Consider the following 20,563-nt stretch of genomic DNA (forward strand, 5'->3'; position numbering starts at 1 on the left):
GACCCGCATCGGCACGTCAGCCGTCCGGGTGAAGCGCCGAGGACGGGCGAGCTGCCACGCGCCCGCCCCGACGCGGCCCCTCCCGCAGCGGGGACGCGTCCCGGTGGCGCCCGCCCTCGCGGGCCTCGCGCGCGTCGCGGCGCTCGCGGGAGCCGCCCTCGCGGGCGTCGCGCCCCTCCCGGCCGTCGCGGGCGTCGCGCCCCTCCCGGCCGTCGCGGGCGTCGCGCCCCTCCCGGCCGTCGCGGGCGTCGTGGCCGCCGCGGGCGTCCTCGAGCTCCTCCAGGAGCGCCCGCAGCTCCGAGCGCACGAAGTCGCGGGTGGCGACCTCGCCGAGGGCGATGCGCAGGGCGGCGACCTCGCGGGCGAGGTACTCGGTGTCGACCAGGTTGCGCTCGGCGCGCTGGCGGTCCTGCTCGAGGGCCACGCGGTCGCGGTCGTCCTGCCGGTTCTGCGCCAGCAGGATCAGCGGCGCCGCGTAGGAGGCCTGCAGCGACAGCAGCAGCGTCAGCAGCGTGTAGTTCAGCGCCTCGGGGTCGAACTGCCGGTCCTCCGGCGCGAAGGTGTTCCACGCCAGCCACACGAGGACGAACGCCGTCATGTACAGCAGGAAGCGCGGCGTGCCCATGAACCGCGCGAAGCCCTCGGAGAGGCGGCCGAAGGCCTCCGGGTCCACGCGGGGGCGGCGCACCAGGGAGCCCCGCGCCTCCAGGGGCGTGTCGAGGGCGTCGCGGCGCCGCTGCGCCTCGCCGGCGCCGTACCGGTCCTCAGCCACCGCTCACCCCCGGGGAGTCGTGCTGCTCCCGCCAGTCCTCCGGGAGGATGTGGTCCAGGACGTCGTCCACCGTCACGGCGCCGAGCAGGCGGCCGTCCGGGTCCGTGACGGGCAGGGAGACGAGGTCGTACGTCGCCAGGCGGCGCGTGACGGCGTCCAGCGGGGCGTCGACGGCGAGCGGCTCGAGGTCGGTGTCGAGCAGGCCACCGATGGCCTCGTGCGGCGCCTCGCGCAGCAGCCGCTGGATGTGGACGGCTCCCAGCAGGCGCCCCGTCGGGGTCTCGGTCGGGGGCCGGCACACGTAGACGGTGGAGGCGACCGTGGGCGACAGCTCGGCCTTGCGCACGGTGGCCAGCGCCTGCGCGACCGTGGCCTCCGGGGGCAGCACGACCGGCTCGGTGGTCATCAGGCCGCCGGCGGTGTCGTCCTCGTAGGCCAGCAGGCGGCGCACGTCGCGCGCCTCCTCCGGCTCCATCAGGCGCAGGAACTGCTCCTGCTGGTCCTCGGACAGCGCGCCGAGCAGGTCCGCGGCATCGTCCGGCTCCATGGCCTCCAGGACGTCGGCGGCGCGCTCGCGCCCGAGCGCGGAGAGGATCTGCACCTGGTCGTCGGCGGTCAGCTCCTGCAGGACGTCGGCCAGGCGCTCGTCGTCCAGCTCGGTCGACAGCTCCACCCGCCGCTTGCCGGACATCTCGCGCAGCACGTCGGCGATGTCGGCGGCCTTCATCTCCTCCAGGGACGCCGCGAGCAGCACGGCGCTCTGCTCCGGCTGGTCCCCGAACAGGCCCGCCACGTCGTGGTAGTCCACGAGCGCCGTCGCCCCGCGGCGCCGGCCCAGGCCGCTGCGCCGCACGCCGCGGCGCACGAAGACGCGGGTGAGCTCCCAGTCGCGGTTGCGCTGCTGCTCGAGGGCGACGTCCTCGACGACCGCGGTGGGGTCGCCGTCCTCGGGCGCCGCAGGGCCCACGAGGCGCACGGTGCGGTCGAGCAGCTCGGTGAGCACGAGCACCTCGGCCGGCCGCTGCTCGAAGCGGCGCATGTTGAGCAGGCCCGTGGTGATCACCTGGCCGGCGTCCATGCTGGTCACGCGGGTCATGGGAATGAAGATGCGGCGGCGGCCGGGGACCTCGACCACGAGGCCCACGGCCCGCGGGCGGCGGCGGTCGCGGGGGATGACGACGACGTCGCGCAACCTGCCGACCGGGTCGCCGATCGGGTCGAAGACCGGGAGCCCGGCCAGGCGCGCGACGAAGACCCGAGACGGTGCGCCGCTCACGCTGGGAGGGTAGTCGGCGCGCGCCGCCGGCGAGGAGGCTCGAGGCGACCGCCCAGCGGACCGACCGGCGGGCCGCCCAGCGGACCGACCGGCGGGCCGTCCGAGCGCTCCGCTGGGCGGATCCGTGCCCGTCCGCTGTGGGCACGGGGGCGCCCTGTGCGCATCGAGGACGGGCACGGGGGCGCCCTGTGCGCATCGAGGACGGGCACGGGGGCGCCCTGTGCGCATCGAGGACGGGCACGGGGGCGCCCCAGTGGCCCTCGCGGCGCCGGTAGCGTGCCGGCGTGCCCGAGCAGCCGCCGTCGCTGGAGTTCGAGGTCGTCGACGTCTTCACCGACCGGCCCTTCGCGGGCAACCCGCTGGCGGTGGTGCTCGGCGCCGACGACCTCGCGACGGGCCAGCTGCAGGCCCTCGCCGCGGAGTTCAACCTCTCCGAGACCGCCTTCCCGATGGCGCCGACGGCCGCCGAGCGGGCTCGCGGCGCGCACTACCGGCTGCGCATCTTCACGCCCGGCACCGAGCTGCCCTTCGCCGGCCACCCCTCGGTGGGCACGGCCTGGCTGCTGGCCCGCCGCGGTGCCCTCGCGCCCGGGCGCGCGGTGCAGGCCTGCGGCGCCGGCGACCTGCCGCTGGAGGTCTCCGCGGACGGCGGCCCGGTGCGGCTGACCGGCGGTGCGCCGGCGCAGCGCGGGGACGTCGACCCCGCGCCGCTGCTGGCGGCGCTCGGGCTGGAGCCCGCGGACCTGGACCCGCAGCTGCCCGGCCGCGCCGCCGCCGTCGCCGGCACGGGCGTGGACCAGGCGCACCTGTTCGTGCGGCCCGGCGCGCTCGCGGCCCTGCGCCCGGACGCCGGCGCGCTCGAGCGGCTGCCGCACCGCGTGCCGCTCACCGGCACCGCCCCGCTCGCGGGCCTCCTCGCCGTCGCGTGGGGCGGACCGGACGGGTCTGGCCGGTGGTCCGCGCGCGTGCGCATGCTCGGCACCGGGATCGGCGTGGCCGAGGACCCCGCGACCGGCTCCGCGGCGCTGGGCCTCGGCGTCTCCGCCGTCGCCGCCGGCCTGCTGCCGGGGGAGGGCACGAGCGAGCTGGTCGTCACCCAGGGGGTCGAGATGGGGCGTCCCTCCCGCCTGGAGGTGCGGGTGCGCGCCGCGGGAGGCCGGGCCGCGGAGGTCTCCGTGCAGGGCGCGGTCGTCCCGGTCAGCTCCGGCCGGATCGCCGTCCCGCCCGCCTCGCACGGGCGCTGACCAGAGGCGCTGACCAGGGCCGCTGACCAGGGGCGCGGCCGGGCCGCCTCGCCGCGCGGCGGCGCCTGCGGCGCCCTACGGTGGACGCCATGTCTGAGAGCACCCCGACCCTGCCGCGCGCCGCCAGCGCCTCCTACTCCGTGCCGGGCATGGCGGCGGACGACGGCGCCAGGGTCGCCGAGATCCTCCAGGGCAGGCTGTACGCGCTGACCGACCTGCACCTGACCCTCAAGCACGTGCACTGGAACGTCGTCGGCCCGCACTTCATCGCGGTGCACGAGATGCTCGACCCGCAGGTGGACGCCGTCCGCGAGTTCGCCGACCAGGTCGCCGAGCGCATCGCCACCCTCGGTGGCTCGCCGGTCGGCGTGCCGGGCGCCCTGGTGAAGGGCCGCAGCTGGGACGACTACTCCCTCGGCCGCGCCGGCGCCATCGAGCACCTGGGCGCGCTGGACCTCGTCTACAGCGGCGTCATCAGCGACCACCGCACCGTCGCCGGGGAGGTCGGGGATCTCGACCCGGTCACCGAGGACCTCCTGACCAGCCAGAGCGGCCAGCTGGAGCTGTTCCACTGGTTCGCGCGCGCGCACCTGGAGAACGCGGGCGGCGAGCTGTCCACCGCCGGCGCGACCTCCGAGCGCGAGGCCGCCACGCAGGCCGAGGCCGGCGCCGGCGAGTCGGTCTGACCGTGGCGGGCACCAACCCGCTGGCCGCCGCCCGCGCCGGCATCCGCTCGCTGCCCTCCGGCACCGAGGTGGCGGCGTACGCCACCTACCTGGAGGCGCAGCGGGCGGTCGACCACCTGTCGGACCAGGGCTTCCCCGTGCAGCAGGTGAGCATCATCGGCTCGGACCTGCGCAGCGTCGAGCGCGTCACCGGCCGGCTCAGCTACCCCCGGGTGGCGCTGGCCGGTGCCGCGTCCGGCGCGTGGTTCGGCCTGTTCGTGGGGCTGCTGCTCTCGCTCTTCGGCGGCCCCGTGGGCACGGGGCAGATCGTCTTCTCGGCGGTGCTCTTCGGCGCCGGCTTCGGCATCCTCTTCGGCGTCATCTCCTACGCCCTCACGCGCGGACGCCGCGACTTCAGCTCCGTCAGCGCCGTCCTGGCGAGCCGCTACTCGGTGATGGTCGCCGACGCGGAGGCCGGTCGGGCCCGCCAGCTGCTCTCCGGCCTCGAGGGCGTGCGGCCCCTGCCGCAGGCGCACCAGCCGCCCGCCCCGCCGCAGCCGCCGTACGGACAGCAGCCGGGCTACGGCCAGCAGCCCCCGTACGGGCAGCCGCCCTACGGCCAGCCGCCCTACGGCCAGCCCCCGCAGGGCTGAGCTTCAGGGCCGGCGTCGCGCCGGTCAGGCCAGCGACGCCATCCACGCCTCGACGTCCTCGGGGCGCCGGGGCAGCGCCGCGCTGAGGTTCTCGCAGCCGTCCTGCGTGACGAGCACGTCGTCCTCGATGCGCACGCCGATGCCGCGCAGCTCGGCCGGCACCAGCAGGTCGTCGGCCTTGAAGTACAGGCCGGGCTCGATGGTGAAGACCATGCCGGGCACGAGCTCGGCGTCCAGGTACATCTCGCGGCGCGCCTGCGCGCAGTCGTGCACGTCGATGCCCAGGTGGTGCGACGTGCCGTGCACCATCCACCGGCGGTGCTGCCCGCCGGTCTGCGGGTCCAGGGACTCCTCGGCGCGAACGGGCAGCAGGTCCCACTGCTCCAGGCGCGCGGCGATGACCTCCATGGCCGCCACGTGCAGGTCGCGGAACCGCGAGCCCGGGCGTGCCACCGCGAACGCGGCGTCGGCGGCGTCCAGCACCGCCTGGTAGACGTGCCGCTGGACGTCGGTGAAGCGGCCGGATACCGGCAGCGTGCGCGTGATGTCCGCGGTGTAGAGCGAGGGCACCTCCACCCCGGCGTCGACGAGCACGAGCTCGCCCTCGCGCACCGGCCCGTCGTTGCGGATCCAGTGCAGGGTGCACGCGTGCGCCCCGGCGGCGGCGATGGTCTCGTACCCCACGCCGTTGCCCTCCCGGCGCGCGAGGCCCTCGAAGGCCGTCTCCACGACGCGCTCGCCGCGCGGGTGCCCCAGCGCCGCCGGCAGGGCGCGCACCACGGCGTCGAACCCCGCCGCCGTGGCGGCCACCGCGGCGCGCATCTGCTCGACCTCGAAGTCGTCCTTGACGAGGCGCAGCTCGCTGAGTGCCTCGGTCAGCGCGTCGTCGTGCGCGGTGGCCGACGCCCCGTCGAGGCCCGCGGCCTCGCGCGCCTGCGCGGCGAGCGCGTCGACCGCCGGGTCGGCGCCGTGGACGACGCGCAGCCGCAGGCCGTCCTCGCCCGAGCGCGCCAGCCCCTGCGCCAGCGCGTCGGGCAGCTGCTCGACGGAGCGGCAGCCCAGGCCGAGCTCGGTCTCGACGTCCTGCAGGCTCGGGCGCACCCCGACCCAGAACTCCCCGTAGCGGGCGTCGGCCCAGAACTCCTCGGTGTCGCGCTCGGCGCGCGGGCGGAACCACAGCACCGCCTCGTGCCCGCCGCCGTCCGCGTCCGGTCGCGGCTCGAGGACGAGGACGGCGTCCGGCTCGCGATCCTCCCCGAGGCCCGTCAGGTGCGCGAAGGCGGAGTGCGGCCGGAAGCGGTAGTCCGTGTCGTTGCTGCGCACCTTCAGCGGCCCGGCGGGCAGCACCAGCCGGTCGCCGGGGAAGAGCGCGCTGACCCGGGCGCGCCGCGCCGCCGCCCACGGGGCGGCGGGGGAGGGGGCGGGCGCCGGCGGGCGCGGGCCCCAGCCCCCGGCGATGAAGGCGCGGAAGGCCTCCGACGTGGGCCGCTGGCTGCGGTTCGACCCCCGGTCCGCCGCTGGCTGCGCGCCGTCCTGCGACAGCGGGCGGTCCACGGTCTCCGGCGCGCTGGTGGTCTCGCTCATGCACCGATCCTGCCACCGGGCCCCGACACCGGGCCCCGACACCGGGGCCGGCGGCGACCGACGCGGGTGGGCGGTGCGCCGGTCCGCGTCGGTCGTCCAGCGCTCAGCCGGCTGACCAGGACGGGGGCCACAGGCCCAGGGCGACGCGTCCGGTCACGGACGACGCCGGCACGGGGCCGTGGTCCCTGGAGTCGATCGACTCCCCGCGCGCGTCGCCCAGCACGAGCAGCGAGCCGGGGGGCACGGTGACGGGGCCGTAGTAGAGGGCGTCGACGGACTCGGGGTCGACGTAGGGCTCCCGCACCCGCTCGCCGTCGACGACCAGGACGCCGCCCTCGATGGCGACGACGTCCCCGGAGGTGCCGGCGACGCGCTTGACCGTCAGCGCGCCGTCCCGGGGGGAGGTGAACGCGACGAGGTCACCGCGCTCGCAGCACTCGCCCCGCTTGTCCACGAGGACGACGTCGCCGGGGTCCAGCGTCGGGCTCATGCTGTCGCCCACCACCCGCACGGGCTCGGCGACCTGGGCGCGCAGGCCGAGGACCACGAGCACGGCGAGGACGGCGGCGAGCCCGACGTGGACGACGCCCATCAGTGGTGGACCGCGGCTTCCGTGGCCGCCGCCGTGCTGCTCGTGCCGGTCGTGCCGGTCGAGGGGTCCGCCGCCGGCGCGGGCGTCGTGCCGGCCGCGGCCGGGCGGGGCCCGGTGTAGCCGTCGTCGTCCACGGCGGGCGCGGCCCTGACCGGGTGGTGGGGGCTGGCGTCCACGTCCCTCTCGCCCACCGAGAACTGGGCCATCATGTCGTGGTCCTCGTGGGGCAGGTTGTGGCAGTGAGCCATGTAGTGGCCGCCGACCGAGCCCGGTGAGGGGTCGAACCTGATCAGCAGGTCCACCGTCTCGCCCTCACCGACGTAGACGACGTCCTTGGGTCCCTGCTCGTGGTCGAAGACCCGCCCGGCGCCGCCGGTGCGGCCGATGATGCGGAAGTCGACGAGGTGCAGGTGCACGGGGTGGAACCACCCCCCGGACCTGTTCTCGATGCTCCAGACCTCGGTGGCGCCGCTCTCCACGTCCGCGATCGTCTTGCGGTACCCGGAGTCCACGACGTCCTGCCAGGTGTCCCCGCCGAAGGTCCAGACTCCCCCCTCGCGCTCGACCCGGAAGCTGCGGCGCAGGTAGCCGCCGCTGGTGGGCAGGGCCATCACCGGGTGGCTGGTGCCCAGCGTCGAGCCCACGTAGTCCGCGTTCCAGGTCGGGTCGGTGGTGTCGACGGGCTCGTCGGAGACGTCGAAGCGCATCACCCTGTCCGTGAAGTCGTAGTCGACGTTGTTGGCGTTGCTGCCGTTGAGCAGCTCGACCGACGTCACGTCCGCCGGCAGCTTGGAGAAGTCGACCACCACCTCGTACCGCTCGGCGCCGCCGTGGCGCAGGGAGGTCACGCCCGTGCCCGTGGGCACCAGGCCCCCGTCGGTGGCGACGACCTGCAGCTGCAGCGCCGCATGGCTCAGGCACCAGGTGTAGGAGCGGGCGATGGAGCAGTCGAGGATCCGGAAGCGGTAGGTGCGCCGCTTCACCGTCATCCTCGGCCACGGCCGGCCGTTGACGAGGATGACGTCGCCCCACAGGCCCGAGTGGTCGTTGTCGTCCAGCACCAGGGACCCGTCGGCGGCGAAGACGGCGTCGGAGACCAGCAGCGGGACGTCGAACTCCCCCTGGGGCAGCAGCGCGCGCTCCTCGTCGTCGTGGACGACGTACAGCCCGAGCAGGCCCGAGTAGACGTTCTGGGCCGTCCAGTGCATGCCGTGGTCGTGGTACCACAGGGTGCGCGCGTGCTGGTGGTTCGGGTACTGGTACGTCTTCTTCTGCCCCACGCGGACGACGTCCGAGGCGTACCCGTCGAACTCGGGCAGGCTCGCCGAGCCGTGCAGGTGCAGGGACAGCTCGTTCGGCCCGCCGAACGGCCCGGTCAGGGGCAGGTGGTTGCGCAGCTCGACGCTGGAGGCCTTCCCGCGCTCGACCTCGAGCGTGGGGCCGGGGAACCCGCCGTCGTAGCCCTGCACGGGCGTCCCGAGGCCGCCGGGCAGGACCTGAGCGGTGCCGGCGCGGGCGGTCAGCGACACGCTCGACCCCGAGCGCACCGGAGGGAGCGCGAGGTCGACGGCGTAGCGCTCGGGGAAGCTCGCCGGCGGCAGGCTGCTGACCGACGTCGCCGACACGGCCCTCGGCGGCACCGCGAGGACGGCGGCGCCACCGAGGCCCGCGACCCCTCCGAGCTTGAGGAGGTCGCGTCGCTTCAGGCTCATGGGGTCCTCTCCGGGCTCGGTGCGCCCGAGCTGCGGGTCTTCGGGTCCGCCGCCACCGGGCGGTGGGGCGGGTGCGGCCGGTCTCCTGCGACCGGGCCGGTCTCGCCGTGCGGGGTGCGGGGTGCGGGATGCGCGACGGCGCGTTACCCAGCGAAGGTCGGGTCAGCGCGCAGGGGAGTCAATCCCCGGGGGGAGGAGGAGGGGGCTCTTCCCCTGGGGGGAGCCCGCCCCCCGGTCCACCGGGGGGCGTGCCGCCGCGGCGGGCGACCACCGAGCGTCACCTCTGATCCCGGTGGGTCGGCCGACACGCCGAGCGACACGCCGTGTTCCGAGAGCCGTGTTGTGCCCCGGTCACCCTCGGGTCATCGTGAGCGGGACATGGCTCACTCCCCGAAGGCCCGCCGCGCACGGCGGCGCCGCGCTCCCCGTCGTCCCTGGCCGACCCGCGCCGTCGGCGAGCGCGCGCCCGTGCGCCTGGAGAAGGCGGCGCCCGTGGCCCTGGCGGTCGCCCTCGTCGCCGTCTCGGCCGGGCCCGCCCTCGGCGGTGCGGGCGCGCAGGAGGGCGCCGCGCCGGACGCGCGCGGCGCGGCGGCCTCGCCTGCGATCTCCGCTGCGGGCGCTCGCCCCGCGGCCGCGGACGACCAGCGGGCGCGGGGGTGGTGGCCGGAGCCGGCGCCCCTGAGCACCGGTGCCGTGGCCGCCGCTGCGGCGTCCGAGCTCTCCGCCACCTCCGGCACGCCCACCGCGGCCTCCGCTGCGACCGCGGCCGCGACCTCGACCGTCGCGGCCGGCGGCGCCGGAGTGCCCGGTCGCGTCCTCGCGGCGTACCGGGAGGCCGAGGAGCGCCTGCGGGCCGACGACCCGGGCTGCGGGCTGCCGTGGTGGCTCCTGGCCGGCGTCGGCGAGGTCGAGTCCGGGCACGCCAGCGGCGGGCGGGTGGACGAGCAGGGGCGCACCCGCGGGCAGATCCTCGGTCCGCGCCTCGACGGCTCCCTGGCGGGCACGGCGCGCATCTCCGACAGCGACTCCGGCCGCCTGGACGGCGACGCCCTCTTCGACCGCGCGGTCGGCCCGATGCAGTTCCTCCCCGGCACCTGGGCGGGCTGGGGGGCCGACGCCGACGGGGACGGCAGCGCCGACCCGCACGACGTCGACGACGCGGCGCTGTCCGCGGGTCGGTACCTGTGCGCCGGGGCAGCGGACCTGAGCACGGCGGCCGGGCAGGCCGCGGCGCTGATGCGCTACAACCGCTCGGTCCCGTACGGGCAGACCGTGCTGGCGCGGGGAGCGGCCTACCGCGACGGCGCCGAGGTCGTGCCGGGCGCGGCCGGGTCCGTGGCGCCCTCCCCGCGCGCGTCGTCCCCGCGCGCGTCGTCCCCGGTGCTCGCGGCCACCTCCGCCGCGCCCGCGCCATCCGCGCCATCCGTGCCACCTCTGCCGCCCCTGCCACCTCTGCCGCCCCTGCCACCTCTGCCGCCCCTGCCGACGGGGACCGGGCCCGTGTCGACGCCTCCCGCCCCGGCGGAGGCGTCACCGACCGGCGCCGAGCCCCCGGCCGGCCCGGGCCCCTCGACCGATCCGGCTCCGTCGACCGCGGGCCCGTCGACCGCGGAGACCCCCACCACCGCCGGCCCGGTCGCGCCGGTGCCGCTGCCCGAGGAGACCGCGGCCGAGCCGACCGGCACCCCCACCGGCACCCCGAGCGACCAGACCGCGGACCCGTCCGCCTCCGTCACGCCGACGGAGACGCCCTCGCAGACGCCGACGGGGACGCCCACCGAGACGGCGACGCCCACCGAGACGCCGACGGCGACGCCCACGGAGACGGCGACGCCCACCGAGACGCCGACGGCGGCGCCGACCGAGACGGCGGCGCCGACCGAGACGCCGACCGAGACGCCCACGGAGACGGCGACGCCCACGGAGACGCCGAGCGAGACGGCGACGGGAGCCGTGGAGCCGTCGCCGGCGCCGTCGGTCTGCGAGGACGCCGCCGGGGCGGTCTTCGTCGACCCCGAGCAGCTGCCGGAGCCCGCCGCAGCCGAGGAGACGGACGAGGAGCTGGCCGCCCGCGTCGCCGCCGCGGTCGAGGCGGCCCTCGCGCAGGGCGAGCTGGCCGCCTGCGGCGCCACGGAGGGCCTGCTGCCGGGCCCGAGCCCGTCCGCGCTGCCCGCCGGCGCGTAGCCGCGCGCGGCCCGGCGCGGCGGTGGACGACGCCCGGACGCCGGCCCCCGCTGCCCCTACCCTGACGGCGTGCTCATCGACCTGCACACCCACTCCACCGCCTCCGACGGCACGGACACCCCGGCCGGGCTCGTCGCCGCCGCGGCGGAGGCCGGGGTGCGGGTCCTGGCGATCACCGACCACGACACCACCGCGGGCTGGGCCGCCGCCGCCGCGCAGGCCGAGCGCTCCGGCGTCCTGCTCGTCCCCGGCGCCGAGGTCACCTGCCGCGCCGGCGCCCGCGGCGGGGTGACGGTGCACCTGCTGAGCCTGCTGCACGACCCCGCGCACGAGCCGCTGGCCGCGGCGCTCGCCGCCTCCCGCGAGGGGCGGCTCGACCGGGCGCGGCGCATGACGGAGCTGCTCTCCGAGGACTTCCCGATCACCTGGGACGACGTGCTGGCGCGGGCGGCGTCCGGGGCCGTGGTCGGTCGCCCCCACGTCGCCGACGCGCTGGTGGCCGCGGGCGTCGTCCGCTCCCGCGACGAGGCGTTCGCCAGCCTGCTGGCCGACGGCTCGCCGTACGTGCTGCGGCTCGGCGCCCCGCACCCGGTCGACGCGGTGCGGCTGGTGCGCGCCGCCGGCGGCGTGCCGGTCATCGCCCACGCCCTCGCCAGCGCGCGCGGCCGCGTGCTCTCCGAGGAGCTGCTCGAGGAGATGGCGGCGGCCGGGATGGCGGGCGTGGAGGTGGACCACCGCGACCACGACGAGGCCGCGCGCGCCCGGCTGAGGGACTTCGCCGCCGCCTCCGGCCTGCTCACGACGGGCTCGAGCGACTACCACGGCACGGGCAAGGCGAACCGCCTCGGCGAGCACACCACGAGCCGCGAGGCGTTCGAGCGCGTGCTGGCCGAGGGCACGGGCGCCCCGGTCGCGGGGGCGGAGCTGGTCCTCCCGTGAGCGGCGCCGCGCGCGCCGGGGCGCCGGCCGCGCAGGAGCAGCTGCCCGGCATGCCCGCCCGCCTGTTCTCCTGCACGCCCAGCAAGCTGACCGCGTACCTGGCCTGCCCGCGCCGGTACCGGATGACGTACCTGGACCGCCCCTCCCCGCCCAGGGGCCCCGCGTTCGCCCACACCAGCATGGGCGCTGCCGTCCACCTGGCGCTGGCGCGCTGGTGGTCCGAGCCGCCGGCGGGCCGGACGCCGGCCGCCGCCGTCCGCCTCGTGCGCGGCGTGTGGTCGAGCGCGGGCTTCCGCGACGAGGAGCAGTCCGCCGAGCACCGCGGACGCGCCGAGCGGTCCGTGGCCGCCTACACCGCCGCGCTGGACCCGCACCAGGAGCCGGTGGGGGTGGAGCGCACCGTCGCCACCCGCACCGCGGTGCTGGCCGTCTCCGGCCGCGTGGACCGCCTGGACCGGCGCGGGGACGAGCTGGTCGTCGTCGACTACAAGCTCGGTCGCCGCGCCCCCGAGGACGCCGATGCGCGCTCCTCCCTCGCCCTGGCCCTGTACGCCCTGGCCGCCGGGCGCACCCTGCGCACGCGGTGCCGGCGCGTGGAGCTGCACCACCTGCCCAGCGGCACCCGCGCGGTGGCCGAGCACGACGAGGCGTCCGTGGCGCGCAAGGTCACCGAGGCGGAGTCCCTCGCCCGCGACGCCGTGCGCGCGCAGGACGCCGTCGCGGCCGGCGCCGACCCCGACGCCGCGTTCCCGGCCACCCCCTCGCGGCTGTGCGCGTGGTGCGACCTGCGCGCCTCCTGCCCGGCGGGCCGGGCGACCGGGCCCGCGGCGAAGCCCTGGGCGGCGCTGGAGCCCTGACCGGCCCGGCCGCGCCGGCGCCTCAGTCGGCGACGACGGTGGCGGCCGGCGGCGGGACGGGCACGCCCCGGACGGGGCGCAGCCGCGCCAGCACCTGGCGCCGACCGTCCACGCGCACCTGGAACGTCGGCTGGGACGCCGTGGCCGGCCCGTGCACGACGCCGCCGTCCGAGAGGCGGAAGGTGCTGCCGTGCCAGGGGCAGGTGATGCACGCCTCGCCGCGCTCGACGGAGACGCTGCCCTGGCTCAGGGGCCCCGCGAGGTGGCTGCACGTGTCGGCCAGCACGCGGACGTCGTCCCCGCGCCGGACCACGACGACCGGCACGTCACCGATCTCGCTGCGGCGCGGGGTGCTCTCCACGAGGTCGTCGACGAGCGCGACCCGGTACCACCCGGAGGGCACCCGGTGCGGAACGCCCTCGGCGTGGTTGGCGCCCGCGGCCCAGCGGTAGGACAGGTGGGTGCCGAGCGCGGCGCCGAGACCCGAGACGCCGAAGCCGAGGAGCCCGAGCACCCGTCCCCGCCCGTGCCGGCCCCGCAGGCGGGCCACCAGGGACGCGGCGAACAGCGCCCCCGCGGTGTAGTTGGCGCTGGAGTGGACCAGGCCGATCCGCTGCTGCTCGCGGTGCAGATCGCTGTAGTCGGTCCAGCCCGCGGCGATGGTCGGCAGCGCCGCCGCGGTGCCGGCGGCCACGAGCACCGTGCTGGCGGCGTCCACGCCGTCCTGCCTGCCCGAGGGGACGAGGCCGGCGCTGCGCAGCGCGTCGAGCACGGCGGCGCTGGACCACAGGCCGACGGTGCCCTGGGCGAGCAGCGGGTGCAGCGGGTGGCCCAGCCAGGAGCCGTGCAGGAGGTCGGCCAGCCACCGGGGCTCCACGGCGTGCACGACGTCGGCCGCCCGCACCGCCACGGGGTCCAGCCACGCGGCGTGCACGGGCAGGTCCCACAGCCGCTGCAGCAGCGGGCGCCCCGCGGTCGCGGTGGGCTGGTCGGTCGCGTCCACGGGTCCTCCTCCATCCCGCGCCCGGCGGCGCGGCCTCCCGATCGTGACCCGCGCGCGCGGGCCGCGCGACCCGGGACCTCAGCCCGACGCCGGCCCGCCCGCGGGTGCCGGCGCCGCCGCGCTCGGGGCGTCCCCGCCCGCGGCGGCGGGGCCGCTGCCGGCGCCCGCCGCACCTCCGGAGCGGCCCCGGCCCCCGCGGCGCCTGCGCCGGCGCGCGGCCCCGCCCTCGCCCGGGCCCTCAGGAGCCCCCGGCCGGTCCGCGGCGACAGCGGCGACGGCGGCGGCAGCGGCGGCAGCGCGGTCCTCGCCCGGGACGGCGGCCGCTGCGGCGTGCTCCTCCGCCGTGCGCCCGCCGCGGGTGCGGCGGCGCTCGCGCGGCCGCTCGCTGTCGGCGTCCGCGGCGCGCTCGCCGCCGTGCCCCCGCCCGCCGGGGCGCTGGTGCCCGCGGCCGCGGCCCTCGGCGGCCCCCGAGGCCCCGGCGCCGCGGCGCCCGGTCTCGCCGAGGTCCTCGACCGCCTCGGCCGCCAGGCCCGCGCGGGTGCGCGCGCCCCGCGGCAGCACGCCCTTGGTGCCGGCCGGGATGCCCAGCTCGTCGTACAGGTGCGGGGAGGTCGAGTAGGTCTCCTGCGGCTCCGGGATGCCGAGGTCCAGGGCCCGGTCGATCATCGCCCAGCGGTGCAGGTCGTCCCAGTCGACGAAGGTGACCGCGGTGCCCGTCGCGCCCGCGCGCCCGGTGCGCCCGATGCGGTGCAGGTAGGTCTTCTCGTCCTCGGGGCACTGGTAGTTGACCACGTGGGTCACGTCGGTGACGTCGATGCCGCGCGCTGCCACGTCCGTGGCGACGAGGATGTCGACCTTGCCGTTGCGGAAGGCCCGCAGCGCCTGCTCGCGGGCTCCCTGGCCGAGGTCCCCGTGCAGTGGGGCGGCGGCGAAGCCGCGCTCGACGAGCTCGTCCGCGACCTTGGCGGCCGTGCGCTTGGTGCGGGCGAACACGATGCTCAGCCCGCGGCCCTGCGCCTGCATGATCCGCGCCAGCACCTCCACCTTGTCGAGGGCGTGGGCGCGGTAGACGACCTGCGTGATCGCCTTGACGGTCGCGCCCTCGTCGTCCGGGTCGGCGGCGCGGATGTGGGTCGGCTGCGTCATGTAGCGGCGCGCCATGGCCACGACGGGGCCGGGCATGGTCGCGGAGAAGAGCATGGTCTGCCGGCCGGCGGGCGTCAGCGACAGCAGCTTCTCCACGTCCGGCAGGAAGCCGAGGTCGAGCATCTCGTCCGCCTCGTCCAGGACGACGGTCCGGGCGTGCGCGAGGCTGAGGTGGCCCTGCTGGGCGAGGTCGAGCAGCCGCCCGGGGGTGCCGACGACGACCTCGACGCCGCGCTGCAGCGCCTCGACCTGGGGCTCGTACGCGCGGCCCCCGTAGACGGTGAGCACGCGCGCGGAGCGGCGGCCCGCGGCCCGCTCCAGGTCGCGCGCCACCTGCACGGCGAGCTCGCGCGTCGGCGCGACGACGAGCGCCTGCGGCCGTCCCGGCGCCTGCAGCTGGTCCTCCCCGGGCTCGCCGGGGCCGACCGCGCGCTGGAGCACGGGGATGCCGAAGCCCAGCGTCTTGCCGGTGCCGGTCTTGGCCTGGCCGATGATGTCGTGCCCCGTCAGCGCCACCGGCAGCGTCATCGCCTGGATGGGGAAGGGGTGGACGATGCCGGCCTCGGCCAGCGCCTCGACGATCGCGGGCTGGACGCCGTAGTCGGCGAAGGTGCGCTCGGCGATGGGCTCCACCGCCTCGCCCGGCGCCGGGTCCGGCACGCTCAGGTCGTCGGCGTCGCGCGCCGGCTCGTCCTCGAGCGGGGCGGGCTCCGGGGTGGTGCCGGTGGTGGTGCCGGCGGGGGTGGTGTCTCGGGCGGTGTCGGTGGTGGGGGCAGGGGTGGTCTCGGGCACGCAGACGCCTCACGTCCGTAGTGCGGGGGCCTCTCGTCGGGCGCCGCGCCGCAGGGGCGGGCGTTCGCCGGCGGGCTCCGCCGCGGCGGGTCGGCAGCCGATCGTGGCTGCGACCGGTCGACCGAGGTGAACGCGACCATCCTACCCGCCGGACGGCGCCGCTCACCCGGTCGGCCGACCGCCCGGCGGGCCCCGGCGCGGGCCCTAGGGTGGCGGGCATGAGCGCCCACGACGCTGCCGGCGGCGCCGCCGGCGCCGCGACCCCGCCGGCCCCCGGGAGGGCGCTGGCGGCCGAGGTCGACCTGCTGGCGGCGCTCGCCTACGGCGAGCTGACGGGGTTCCTGCACCTCGCGCAGGACGCCGCGGGAGCGCCGACGGTGCCGGACCGCGCGGCGCTCGGCGCCCTGGCCGTGGCGGAGTTCGAGCACTACCGGCTGCTGCGCGACGGGCTGCAGGCGCTGGGCGCCGACCCCACCGCGGCCATGGAGCCGTTCGCGCCGGCCGTCGACTCCTACCACGAGCGCACCGCGCCGAGCGACTGGCTCGAGGGTCTGGTGAAGGCCTACGTCGGTCAGGGCATCGCCACCGACTTCTACCGCGAGGTCGCCGCGCTGGTCGGGGCGCCCACGCGCGAGCTCGTGCACCGGGTGCTGGCCGACGCCGGGGACGCGGACCCGATCGTCGACGCCGTGCGCCAGGCGATCCGGGACGAGCCCCGCGTCGCCGGGCGCCTGGCCCTGTGGGCCCGGCGCCTCGTCGGGGAGGCCCTGAGCCAGGCCCAGCGCGTGGCGGCCGACCGGGAGGCGCTCTCGGCGGTGCTCGTCGAGGGCGGCGAGGGCGCGCCCGGCGCGGACCTCGTGGAGCTGGGGCGGATGTTCAACCGGATCACCGAGGCCCACGTGCGCCGGATGCAGCGGCTGGGCCTGACGGCCTGACGCGCGGGCCGGCCCGCGCGCTCGAGCGGTGCCCGGACGCGAGCCGGGGCGGGCCCGGCGTGCGGGCCCGCCCCGGCGGGTGGTGCTGCGGTCTCGGGTGCTGCGGTCTCAGACGCGGCGGCCGCGGCCGGTCAGGCCGGCGTACAGCGAGACGAGCAGGGCCGCCACGACGATGCTGATGATCCACCGGATCACGTCGAAGCCGCGGGTGTCCCCGCCGCCGAGGGCGCCCCAGATGTAGTAGCCGGCCAGCGCCCCGAGCACGCCGAGGACGATCGTGACCAGCAGGCTGATGTTCTGCTTGCCCGGTAGCACCAGCCGCGCGAGGGCGCCGATGACGGCGCCGAAGATGATCAGTCCGATGATCTCCATGGTGTTTCCCTTCCGGATGGACCGGGCGTCGCAGATCGTGCGTCCGGCGGTCCAGACGTTCCCACGCGCGGGGCCCTTCTGCACGTGGGACCGATCTTCGGCGCAGGACCGCCACGCGCTGTACCAGCGCGGCTACGTGGCGTGGGCCCCGGGCGGCCGCGCCGCGTCAGGCGCGGCGGCCCCGGGAGCCGCCCGCGAGCACGGCCACGGCGAGGGCGGCGAGCGCGACCTGCACCACGAGGACGATGACCCAGCTCGTCGCCCCGAGCACGGCGACGGCGAGCCAGGCGCCCGCGAGGGCCGCGACGATGCCGACGAGGAGCGTCAGGAGCAGGCCCACGGCCTGCCGCCCGGGCACCACCAGGCGCCCCAGGGCGCCGATGACGGCGCCGACGACGATCGCGGAGACGACGCCGCTGAACGCCATCAGAGGGCGCCGAAGCCCACCCGGCGAGCCTCCTCGGCGCCGAGCTCGACGAACGCGATGGCCTCGGCGGGGACGATCACGGTGCGCCCGCGCTCGTCCTTGAGGGTGAGCGGGGAACCGCCCCGGAGGGCGGCGGCGACGGCCGCGCCCACGTCGGCGGCGGTCTCCGAGGACTCAAGGACGACCTCGCGCGGGACGTTCTGCACGCCGATCCTGATCTCCACTGCGGGCCTCCTCATCGCGCGGGCACGGCGGCCCGGACGCTCGTCGCTGCCGGTGCTGCTGCACCGCGGTGCAGTCCATCTAACCGCGCGACCCGTTGCGGCGTTCCCCCCGCCCGAGACGCCCCGTGGTGTCACACTGCGTACTCGGACGACTCCAGTCCGGCACCGGCGCTGGAGCCGACGGCCCGGACGCCCGAGCCGCCGTCCTGCCACCTGAGCGCCCTCGGAGACGCCGTGATCGAGACCACCGGGACCCAGCAGCCCGCTCTCCCCGACAGCGGGCGCGCTCCCGCGCCCGGCGCTCCCGAGGGCGCCGAGGTGGCCTCCGCCGTGCGCGCGGCGCTCGCCGTTCCCGGCGTGCGGGCCGTGCGGGTGGAGGCGGACGGGCGCGGCGCCGCGCTGCTGCGCCTGGAGCTGGAGGACGACGCGGACGAGGACGACGTGGCCCGCGCCGTCGACGCCCGCGTGCGCGCCGCCCGCGCCGCCGCCATCCCCGCGCCCGCTCCCGCCGCCGACGCGGCGCCGGTCGCGCAGCCCGCGCCGCTCGTCGCGCCCGCGGCCGAGGACGCCGACGGCGCGGTCGAGGGCCCGACGGACGGCGCGGTCGACGGTGCGGTCGACGGTCGCGGCGCCGTGCCGGGCCCGTCGCGCCCGGCGCGCAGCGGCCGGGTGCCCGTGCCCGCCGTGTCCTCGCCGACCGTGGCGGCCACGCCGGCTCCGCGCTGGCTCGGCGAGGCGCCGCAGACCGGTCCCGCGGCGCTGGCGGAGCCGCTCGAGCGGACGGTCGAGCGGGCGTTCGAGCCGGCGGCCGAGCGGGCGGCCGAGCGGCTGCTGCTGCAGCGCGTCGAGGTCGTCACCGAGGGCCTGACCACCACCTCGACCGTGGTGCTGCGCCAGGGCGGGGGCCTGCACACCGGCGTCGCCGACGCCGCGGCGACGCCGACCGGCGCCCACCGCGCCCTGGCGACCGCCGCGGTGCGCGCCCTGGAGTCCGCCGCGGGCGGCCGCCTGCGCATGGAGGTCGACGCGGTGACCCTCGCGGAGCAGCTCGGCGAGACGGCCGCCCTGGTGGCCCTGAGCGTGCTGTCCGGGCGCGGCTCCGAGCGCCTGGTGGGCGCCGCGCTCGCGGGCGCCGACCCGCACCGGGCCGTCGTCAAGGCGGTCCTGTCCGCGTGCAACCGCCGCTTCGGCTTCGACCTCGGGGACGCACCGGGCGCCCGTCCCTGAGGCGCCGGGCGCCCGTCCTGCGGGGCGCCGCGGTCGTGCGACGCTGGTGCCGTGACGGCAGCGCACCGCCTCCTCCCGCTCGCGGCGGGCCTCGCGCTCCTCGCCGGCTGCGCCTCGGCCGCCCCGGCGGCCGCGCCGTCGAGCCCGTCGGCGCCGTCGTCCGCCACCCCGTCCACCAGCCCGTCCACCAGCCCGTCCACCAGCCCGTCCGGCACGGCTGCCGCCAGCGCGGCGCCGGTCGACCCGGCGGTGGCCGCGGACGCCGCCGCCGGCGTCCTGGCGCGCGAGGTCCCCGACGTCGGCGCCGGCACGTTCGCGGTCGTGCCCGGCTCGCAGCCGGCGGGGCAGGGCCGGGTGCGCACCGTGCGGGTGGAGGTCGAGGACGGCCTGCCCGCCGACGGCGCGGCGTTCGCGCAGTTCGCCCTGGCGACCCTGAACGACCCCCGCGGCTGGCCGGGCGACGGCTGGGCGTTCGCGCGCACCGACGGGCCCGCGGACGTCGTGCTGGTGCTGGCGAGCCCGCGCACGTCCGCGGAGCTGTGCCACCCCCTCGACACCGGCGGCACCCTGTCCTGCCGCAACGGCGAGCGCGCCGTCCTCACCTGGTACCGCTGGGTCAACGGCCACGAGGACTACGGGGGCGACCTGACCGGGTACCGCCAGTACGTGATCAACCACGAGATCGGGCACGCCCTGGGGCACGGCCACGAGACCTGCCCCGGCGAGGGCGAGCTGGCGCCCGTGATGCAGCAGCAGACCAAGGGCGTGCTGCCGTGCCGCCCCAACCCGTGGCCGCACCCGTGAGCGCGCCGGTCGAGCCGGGACCGGCGCTGACCGGCCCGGAGCGCGCCCGCTACGCGCGCCAGCTGGCGCTGCCCGGGTTCGGCGAGACCGCGCAGCGGCGCCTGCGTGCCGCCCGCGTCGCGGTCGTGGGTGCCGGCGGGCTGGGCTCGCCCGTGATCTCCTACCTCGCGGCCGCCGGGGTCGGGGCGCTCGTCGTCGTCGACGACGACGTCGTGGAGGCCTCGAACCTGCAGCGGCAGGTGCTGCACGGCGTGGAGGACCTCGGGCGGGCCAAGGCCGACAGCGCCGCGCGGGCGGTGCACCGCCTCGACCCCGGGGTCGTCGTCGAGCCGGTGCGCGAGCGCCTGACCGACGCGAACGCGGACCGCCTCCTGGCCGGCTGCGACCTCGTGGTGGACGGCGCCGACAACTTCGCCACCCGCTACGCCGTCGCCGACGCCTGCGCCCGGCTCGGGCTGCCGGAGGTCTTCGGCTCGGTGCTGCGCTTCGACGCCCAGGTGGGCGTCTTCTGGCCCGGCCGCGGCGCGACCTACCGCGACGTCTTCCCGGCGCCGCCGCCGGCCGGCTCGGTGGCCTCCTGCGCCGAGGCCGGCGTGCTGGGGGCGCTGTGCGGGGTGGTCGGGTCCGTGATGGCCGTCGAGGCCGTCAAGGTGCTCACCGGCACGGGCCGCCCGCTCGTGGACCGCCTGCTCGTGCTCGACGCCCTGACGATGTCGTGGCGCGCGGTGCGGGTGCGCGCGGCGCAGGAGGGCGCCGCACCGGCACCGGCACCCGCGCCCGCCCCGGAGCCCGAGGAGCCGCTGCCCGCGGACGCCGTCGTGGCCCCGCGCGAGCTGGCGCGCCTGCTCGCGGCGGGGGAGGTGCTGCTGGTGGACGTGCGCACCCCGGCCGAGCGGGAGCTCGCCGCCCTGCCCGGGGCGGTGCCCGTGCCGCTGGCGCAGGTGCTCGACGGCACGGCCGACCTGCCCCGCGACCGCCCCGTGGTGCTGCACTGCCGCTCCGGAGCGCGCTCGGAGCTGGCGGTGCGGGCCCTGCGGGCGCGCGGGCGCGCGGACGCGGCCCACCTGGACGGCGGCCTGCTGGCCTGGGCCGCGCAGGTGGACCCGTCCCTGCCCGTGGCCTGAGGCCGCCCTCGCGGCGCGGCGCCGGTGCGGG

Annotated in this window: 20 protein-coding genes; 10 read left to right on the forward strand and 10 right to left on the reverse strand. The window is 78.0% G+C overall.

The genetic code is table 11. The annotated features are described in order from the left end of the window. Positions 1–16 precede the first annotated feature (16 nt). Together BLS82_RS16105 and BLS82_RS12455 are read right to left on the reverse strand one after the other, a co-directional pair. Positions 17–772, reverse strand: a complete 756-nt coding sequence (locus BLS82_RS16105) for a DUF1003 domain-containing protein (protein WP_092866325.1) — start codon at positions 770–772, stop codon at positions 17–19. Next, positions 765–2,048, reverse strand: a complete 1,284-nt coding sequence (locus BLS82_RS12455; RefSeq protein WP_255378313.1) for a magnesium transporter MgtE N-terminal domain-containing protein — start codon at positions 2,046–2,048, stop codon at positions 765–767. The genes BLS82_RS16105 and BLS82_RS12455 overlap by 8 nt, the downstream gene beginning before the upstream one ends. A gap of 284 nt (positions 2,049–2,332) precedes the next feature. Here BLS82_RS12455 and BLS82_RS12460 point away from each other — a divergent pair, with 284 nt between their 5' ends. From BLS82_RS12460 to BLS82_RS12470, 3 genes are all read left to right on the forward strand, one after another. Beyond that, on the forward strand, positions 2,333–3,292 hold the full coding sequence (locus BLS82_RS12460; protein WP_218123877.1) for a PhzF family phenazine biosynthesis protein: 960 nt from the start codon (positions 2,333–2,335) through the stop codon (positions 3,290–3,292). Positions 3,293–3,381: 89 nt separating this feature from the next. Next, positions 3,382–3,978 carry a Dps family protein gene (locus tag BLS82_RS12465; protein WP_092866331.1) on the forward strand — a complete coding sequence of 199 codons (597 nt, stop codon included), beginning with the start codon at positions 3,382–3,384 and terminating at the stop codon, positions 3,976–3,978. Positions 3,979–3,980: 2 nt separating this feature from the next. Further along, positions 3,981–4,610 (forward strand): YflT domain-containing protein, encoded by a 630-nt coding sequence (locus BLS82_RS12470; RefSeq protein ID WP_218123878.1) that lies wholly within the window; start codon positions 3,981–3,983, stop codon positions 4,608–4,610. 24 nt (positions 4,611–4,634) lie between these two features. Here BLS82_RS12470 and BLS82_RS12475 read toward each other — a convergent pair whose 3' ends face one another. From BLS82_RS12475 to BLS82_RS12485, 3 genes are all read right to left on the reverse strand, one after another. Further along, positions 4,635–6,194, reverse strand: a complete 1,560-nt coding sequence (locus BLS82_RS12475; RefSeq protein WP_092866334.1) for an aminopeptidase P family protein — start codon at positions 6,192–6,194, stop codon at positions 4,635–4,637. Between the two features lie 103 nt (positions 6,195–6,297). Then, positions 6,298–6,786: a signal peptidase I gene (gene lepB / locus BLS82_RS12480; protein WP_092866337.1), complete on the reverse strand. Its 489-nt coding sequence runs from the start codon at positions 6,784–6,786 to the stop codon at positions 6,298–6,300. Continuing rightward, positions 6,786–8,498 carry a multicopper oxidase family protein gene (locus BLS82_RS12485; protein WP_092866340.1) on the reverse strand — a complete coding sequence of 571 codons (1,713 nt, stop codon included), beginning with the start codon at positions 8,496–8,498 and terminating at the stop codon, positions 6,786–6,788. The genes lepB and BLS82_RS12485 overlap by 1 nt, the downstream gene beginning before the upstream one ends. A gap of 378 nt (positions 8,499–8,876) precedes the next feature. On the opposite strand from BLS82_RS12485, the gene BLS82_RS15795 reads away from it, so the two are divergent. The 3 genes from BLS82_RS15795 to BLS82_RS12500 all read left to right on the forward strand — a co-directional run bounded on the left by BLS82_RS15795 (position 8,877) and on the right by BLS82_RS12500 (position 12,478). Beyond that, entirely contained in the window at positions 8,877–10,682 is a 1,806-nt protein-coding gene (locus BLS82_RS15795) for a lytic murein transglycosylase (RefSeq protein ID WP_176819084.1), read from the forward strand. Between the two features lie 69 nt (positions 10,683–10,751). Continuing rightward, positions 10,752–11,621, forward strand: a complete 870-nt coding sequence (locus BLS82_RS12495) for a PHP domain-containing protein (RefSeq protein ID WP_092866343.1) — start codon at positions 10,752–10,754, stop codon at positions 11,619–11,621. A gap of 50 nt (positions 11,622–11,671) precedes the next feature. Further along, positions 11,672–12,478: a RecB family exonuclease gene (locus BLS82_RS12500; protein ID WP_092867002.1), complete on the forward strand. Its 807-nt coding sequence runs from the start codon at positions 11,672–11,674 to the stop codon at positions 12,476–12,478. 22 nt (positions 12,479–12,500) lie between these two features. On the opposite strand, the gene BLS82_RS12505 is transcribed toward BLS82_RS12500, so the two are convergent. Together BLS82_RS12505 and BLS82_RS12510 are read right to left on the reverse strand one after the other, a co-directional pair. After that, the gene (locus BLS82_RS12505) at positions 12,501–13,481 is read right to left on the reverse strand and encodes a Rieske (2Fe-2S) protein (RefSeq protein WP_218123880.1); all 981 of its coding nucleotides are present in this window, start codon (positions 13,479–13,481) and stop codon (positions 12,501–12,503) included. A 78-nt stretch (positions 13,482–13,559) separates the two neighbouring features. Beyond that, positions 13,560–15,419 carry a DEAD/DEAH box helicase gene (locus BLS82_RS12510; RefSeq protein ID WP_255378314.1) on the reverse strand — a complete coding sequence of 620 codons (1,860 nt, stop codon included), beginning with the start codon at positions 15,417–15,419 and terminating at the stop codon, positions 13,560–13,562. 218 nt (positions 15,420–15,637) lie between these two features. On the opposite strand from BLS82_RS12510, the gene BLS82_RS12515 reads away from it, so the two are divergent. Continuing rightward, positions 15,638–16,354 carry a ferritin-like fold-containing protein gene (locus BLS82_RS12515; protein ID WP_092866346.1) on the forward strand — a complete coding sequence of 239 codons (717 nt, stop codon included), beginning with the start codon at positions 15,638–15,640 and terminating at the stop codon, positions 16,352–16,354. A gap of 108 nt (positions 16,355–16,462) precedes the next feature. On the opposite strand, the gene BLS82_RS12520 is transcribed toward BLS82_RS12515, so the two are convergent. From BLS82_RS12520 to BLS82_RS12530, 3 genes are all read right to left on the reverse strand, one after another. Further along, entirely contained in the window at positions 16,463–16,726 is a 264-nt protein-coding gene (locus BLS82_RS12520; RefSeq protein WP_092866349.1) for a GlsB/YeaQ/YmgE family stress response membrane protein, read from the reverse strand. 166 nt (positions 16,727–16,892) lie between these two features. Next, the gene (locus BLS82_RS12525) at positions 16,893–17,153 is read right to left on the reverse strand and encodes a hypothetical protein (RefSeq protein ID WP_092866352.1); all 261 of its coding nucleotides are present in this window, start codon (positions 17,151–17,153) and stop codon (positions 16,893–16,895) included. Beyond that, positions 17,153–17,377: a DUF3107 domain-containing protein gene (locus BLS82_RS12530; protein WP_092866354.1), complete on the reverse strand. Its 225-nt coding sequence runs from the start codon at positions 17,375–17,377 to the stop codon at positions 17,153–17,155. The genes BLS82_RS12525 and BLS82_RS12530 overlap by 1 nt, the downstream gene beginning before the upstream one ends. 234 nt (positions 17,378–17,611) lie before the next feature. Between BLS82_RS12530 and BLS82_RS12535 the strand changes: the two genes are divergently transcribed. From BLS82_RS12535 to BLS82_RS12545, 3 genes are read left to right on the forward strand one after another with little or no spacing between them, the layout of a single operon-like run. Continuing rightward, the gene (locus BLS82_RS12535; RefSeq protein WP_092866357.1) at positions 17,612–18,604 is read left to right on the forward strand and encodes a hypothetical protein; all 993 of its coding nucleotides are present in this window, start codon (positions 17,612–17,614) and stop codon (positions 18,602–18,604) included. Positions 18,605–18,655: 51 nt separating this feature from the next. Next, positions 18,656–19,408 carry a DUF3152 domain-containing protein gene (locus BLS82_RS12540; RefSeq protein WP_092866360.1) on the forward strand — a complete coding sequence of 251 codons (753 nt, stop codon included), beginning with the start codon at positions 18,656–18,658 and terminating at the stop codon, positions 19,406–19,408. Further along, positions 19,378–20,532 carry a ThiF family adenylyltransferase gene (locus tag BLS82_RS12545; RefSeq protein WP_369811080.1) on the forward strand — a complete coding sequence of 385 codons (1,155 nt, stop codon included), beginning with the start codon at positions 19,378–19,380 and terminating at the stop codon, positions 20,530–20,532. The genes BLS82_RS12540 and BLS82_RS12545 overlap by 31 nt, the downstream gene beginning before the upstream one ends. Positions 20,533–20,563: the final 31 nt, after the last annotated feature.

The organism is Quadrisphaera sp. DSM 44207, from assembly GCF_900101335.1.
Classification (GTDB): domain Bacteria; phylum Actinomycetota; class Actinomycetes; order Actinomycetales; family Quadrisphaeraceae; genus DSM-44207.